Origin of the sequence: Lentibacter sp. XHP0401, assembly GCF_025751535.1 — a bacterium.
In the GTDB taxonomy this organism is placed as follows: domain Bacteria; phylum Pseudomonadota; class Alphaproteobacteria; order Rhodobacterales; family Rhodobacteraceae; genus Lentibacter.
Window position 1 is genome coordinate 1 of sequence record NZ_JAOWLC010000023.1, and the last position, 4,300, is coordinate 4,300.

Annotated in this window: 6 protein-coding genes; 3 read left to right on the forward strand and 3 right to left on the reverse strand. The window is 55.4% G+C overall.

Annotated features, from left to right (window positions below):
- Positions 1 to 249 precede the first annotated feature (249 nt).
- Genes OE750_RS18085 through petA form a run of 3 tightly spaced genes read right to left on the reverse strand, consistent with a single transcriptional unit; the run spans position 250 to position 2,953 of the window.
- Positions 250 to 1,038, reverse strand: coding sequence for a cytochrome c1 (locus OE750_RS18085; protein WP_263765701.1), 789 nt, complete (start codon positions 1,036 to 1,038; stop codon positions 250 to 252).
- Between the two features lie 17 nt (positions 1,039 to 1,055).
- Positions 1,056 to 2,381, reverse strand: a complete 1,326-nt coding sequence (gene petB / locus OE750_RS18090) for a cytochrome b (protein WP_263765702.1) — start codon at positions 2,379 to 2,381, stop codon at positions 1,056 to 1,058.
- An 11-nt stretch (positions 2,382 to 2,392) separates the two neighbouring features.
- On the reverse strand, positions 2,393 to 2,953 hold the full coding sequence (gene petA, locus OE750_RS18095; protein WP_263765703.1) for a ubiquinol-cytochrome c reductase iron-sulfur subunit: 561 nt from the start codon (positions 2,951 to 2,953) through the stop codon (positions 2,393 to 2,395).
- A gap of 114 nt (positions 2,954 to 3,067) precedes the next feature.
- Here petA and OE750_RS18100 point away from each other — a divergent pair, with 114 nt between their 5' ends.
- The 3 genes from OE750_RS18100 (at position 3,068) to OE750_RS18110 (ending at position 4,231) form a co-directional block, all read left to right on the forward strand.
- A complete protein-coding gene (locus tag OE750_RS18100; protein ID WP_263765704.1) occupies positions 3,068 to 3,361 on the forward strand; it encodes a hypothetical protein in 294 nt (97 codons plus the stop codon).
- 26 nt (positions 3,362 to 3,387) lie between these two features.
- Positions 3,388 to 3,606 (forward strand): hypothetical protein, encoded by a 219-nt coding sequence (locus OE750_RS18105; RefSeq protein ID WP_263765705.1) that lies wholly within the window; start codon positions 3,388 to 3,390, stop codon positions 3,604 to 3,606.
- A gap of 181 nt (positions 3,607 to 3,787) precedes the next feature.
- Positions 3,788 to 4,231, forward strand: coding sequence for an ATP-binding protein (locus tag OE750_RS18110; protein ID WP_263765706.1), 444 nt, complete (start codon positions 3,788 to 3,790; stop codon positions 4,229 to 4,231).
- The last annotated feature ends 69 nt before the right edge of the window (positions 4,232 to 4,300 follow it).

A 4,300-nucleotide genomic window follows, 5' to 3' on the forward strand; every position in this document is an offset into this window, starting at 1 on the left:
AAACACCCCCCCGGCCCCCCCCCCTTCTGCTTGCCCCCCCCCTTGGCGGCCCCCCCCCGGGGGGGGGGGCCCCCCCCGGCCCCCCCCCCCCCCCCCACCGCGATGCCGAAGGCAGCGCAATACCTTGGTGAGCGGAGCGGTCTGTTTGGCTGGGGCAGTGCCTCAAAAAGCAAAAACCCCCGCTTTTTAGGCGGGGGATTAGGTATTATTGAACAGAAGAAGCCAGAGGCAGCGCGGGGCTGCGAGGGCTTAGTGCTTCTTGGGTTTGTGTGGAGCCCAGAGGCGCTTGTTGCTGAGGTAGAGCAGGGATGCGAGGATCGCCAGCATCAGAACGCCGATGAAGCCTGTTTGTTTGCGGGCCATCATCTTTGGTTCTGCTGTCCACATCAGGAAGGCGGAAATATCTTGGGCCACGTGGTGCATGGAGTTGCTGTGACCGTCGTTAAACTCGACCTGATCTTCGAACAGGGGAGGTGCCATTGCGATCCATCCGCCCGGGAAGGCGGTGTTTTCGTAGAACAGCGTCCCGGCTTCTTCTTTCTCCTCGCCTGTGTAGCTTGTGAGAATCGAGTAGATATACTCGGGGCCGCCCATGCCTTTGAAGAGCTGGTTCATGCCCGAGCCGTAGGGGCCGTGGAAACCGGCGCGCTTTTTGGCCATCAGGGACAGGTCGGGCGCGTTCGGATCACCGGAGCCGGGGAAGTGATCGGTCGGAATTGCTTCACGGTCATCGTCAAGCTCTGCGTCATAGACGGAGAAGTTTGAGGACGAATAAGCGCGCACTTCGGCATCCGAGAAGTGCGGGCCGCCTTCATCGGCCAATGTGCGCAGGGGCACATATTGCAGGCCGTGGCAAGCTGCGCAGACTTCGGTGTAGACCTGAAGGCCGCGCTGAAGCTGGTTTTGATCGAAGGCGCCAAACGGGCCTTCGAAGGAGAAGTCCACATCCTCGATGTGACCTTCGCCGCCCGCGGCGTACAGACCACCCGTCGAGAGGGCGAGGGCTGCGACTGCGGAGAGTGCAAGTTTCTTAAACATTGTTCCCTTGTCCTTTCTTATTCGGCCGGTGTGGTGCTTTTGGCACCGTAGTGGGCTTCGAAATCTTCTTCGATCGTGTTGGGCATTGGCAGCGGTTTCTCGATCACGCCCAGAAGCGGGAGGATGACGAGGAAGTAACCGAACCAATAGGCCGACGCGATGAGTGACCATGTTGCGTAGGGCTCTTCGGCCGGCATTGCGCCGAGCCACATCAGGATGATGAAGTCGACAACCAGAAGCCAGAACCACCATTTGAACATGGGGCGGTAACGGCCCGAGCGGATGCGTGATGTATCAAGCCATGGCACGAGGGCCATAACGATGATGGCGCCGAACATGGCGATAACACCGAAGAACTTTGCCGTGATGATACCACCGGTGATCCAGTTGGCCGCGATAACGATCCAGACTTCCGAAGTGAAGGCGCGCAAGATCGCGTAGAACGGCAGGAAGTACCATTCGGGGACGATGTGTGCAGGTGTCACCAGCGGGTTGGCCTCGATGTAGTTATCGGGGTGGCCAAGGTAGTTTGGCATGAAGCCGACAATCGCCCAGAACACCATGAGGATAACTGCCAGAGCGAAGAGATCCTTGATCACGAAGTAAGGCCAGAACGGCAGTGTGTCTTTCTCGGCTTCGGCTTTGGAGCCTTTGCGCACGTCAACACCTGCGGGGTTGTTGTTGCCCGTGGTGTGGAAAGCCCAGATGTGAACAACCACGAGAGCGGCAATCACGAAAGGCAGCAGGTAGTGCAGCGAGAAGAAGCGGTTGAGCGTTGCGTTGTCAACGGCCGGTCCGCCGAGGAGCCATGTCTGGATGCCCTCGCCGATGAACGGGATCGCACCGAAGAGGCCGGTGATAACTGTCGCGCCCCAGAAGGACATTTGACCCCATGGCAGAACGTAGCCCATGAAGCCTGTGCCCATCATCAGAACGAAGATAAGCATACCGACGATCCATGTGACTTCACGCGGTGACTTGTATGAGCCGTAGTAGAGGCCGCGGAAGATGTGGATATAAACCGCGAAGAAGAACAGCGACGCGCCGTTCATGTGCAGGTAGCGCAGGAAGTGGCCACCGTTTACATCGCGCATGATGTGCTCGATCGATGCAAACGCCTGATCGACATGCGGTGTGTAGTGCATGGCCAGAACGATGCCTGTTGCGATTTGCAACACAAGGCAGAAGGCCAGAACGATGCCCCAGATCCACCACCAGTTCAGGTTTTTCGGGGTCGGGATCATCAGTGTGTCATAAAGCAGGCCTACGATGGGCAGGCGCTTGTGGAGCCATTTTTCGGCGCCCGTTTTGGGCTCGTAATGGTCGTGTGGAATACCAGACATTGCGCGCTTCCTTATCCGAGGATCAATTCGTCGCCTTCGAAGGCAGCGACTGGAATGAGAAGGTTGAGAGGAGCCGGACCTTTGCGGATACGGCCTGATGTATCATAGTGCGAGCCGTGGCAGGGGCAGAACCAGCCGCCGAAGTCGCCAGCGCCGTCACCGATGGGAACGCAGCCGAGGTGCGTACAAACGCCGATCATTACCAGCCATTCGCCATCTTCCGAAAGCGCGCGGTTTTCATCGCTCGCGTCGGCATCAAAGTTGTTGTTGTTCTGAGACGTCTGGTCGATTGTCAGCTGGTCCATCGTGACCGCGCGCGCATCGGCGATTTCTTCGGCTGTGCGGCGGCGGATAAACACGGGCTTGCCGAGCCATTTGACAGTGAGCTGCGTGCCAACTTCAACACCCGAAATATCAACGCGGATGGACGACATCGCCTGAACATCGGCGGACGGGTTCATCTGGTTGACCATGGGCCAGACGGCAGCGCCAGTGGCGACGGCGCCGGCACCAGCAGTGGCATAGTAGATAAAGTCTCTACGTGTGCCTTCGTGATCTTCTGCGTGGGACACGAGCATTCTCCATTTTTCTCAGGCATTTGATGCCTATACGGTAATTGGACCGCAGATTCCTGCAGCCTCTTGCGGCAGTTCTTAAACATGCTTTTGGCGCAGGTCTAGCTTAGAATGGTTGCAGATACGTTCTGTCGCGGGATGTTTTTGGAAGACACGGCAGGGCGAGAGCAGTTTGAATGGGGGAAAGCAGGCGCAGAAAGAGCCGCGTATCAGGCGCCGATTTTCAGAATGCGGGCTATGGAGCGGACGTTGAAGAGGGGGCAAGCACGCCTTGCCGCCATAGAGCCGGGTTTTCGACGTGTGTGCTTTCGGTCCTTAGGAGACATCCAGTTGGCTGTTAAATCGCTGCGATGCGGCACGTCGAAGAAGACATTCGACAACATCGATGCCATTCGTTTATGTTGAAAGCCCCCAACATATAGGACATAGCCATGTTCGAAGATCTGAGAGCAATTATTGCGGAACGGATAGGAAATCTGGAACCAGACAGCCGCTTCAATATTCGTGACCTTCTTGGAAACGAATGGCCAGAAGAACAAGGCTCGGCTAGACAAATCGGCAGAGATTTTCGAGCCAACTTAGCTACTTTTCCTGGAGTGGAAGACGAAGGGCGTGACGGAGCAAACCTCCGCTGGTATCGAAAGACTTAACCGGCTGGGGCGCACGGCCCTTTGCTGGCATTGCCTAGTACTTTTTGGTACAGTGATTGCAGCTTGAAAAGCTGACTTTCGGGCCGATAGGCTTGCCAACGGAAGTTCGATCGAGGTTCTACTGTCAATAGTCAATTAGTTCGTTAATACTAGGCAGTCAGGTAAGGCGGACAGGTGACTGATGAAACTTAAGTCTTTGGAATTTTTTGACTATAAATCGTTTCCCCGATTTAAGATTTCAGCGCGTGACAAAAATGTTTTGGTTGGCCCGAACAACGCAGGTAAGTCTACGTCGTTGGATGCATTGCGGATAGCTTTTGATGTACTTCGTTCAGCGCGCCGGAGATCGTCTCAACTTAGATCGCAAGATGTGCATGGAGTATGCGCGACCTATTTTGTCCCTCAGTCTGTGGTGCAACTAGACCTGCGATACTGCGTACATAACTTCAAAGAAGTGACAGCCAAGATTGAGTTGACCGCCACGAATGGCAACAAATTTGTGATCAAGTTGAACCCGGATGCTGATCTCGAATGCTATCTAGTTTCAGACACACCTGCGCAAAAGGGTAGCCAGTATTTAAAAAGCCAGTTCCCACTGGATATCGTTGTCGTTCCAACTGTCTGACGTCAGCGCTTATGGGTCCAAATAGCGTTATTTGATAAGAGAGTGTTGTTGGCTCATCATAACCACTGA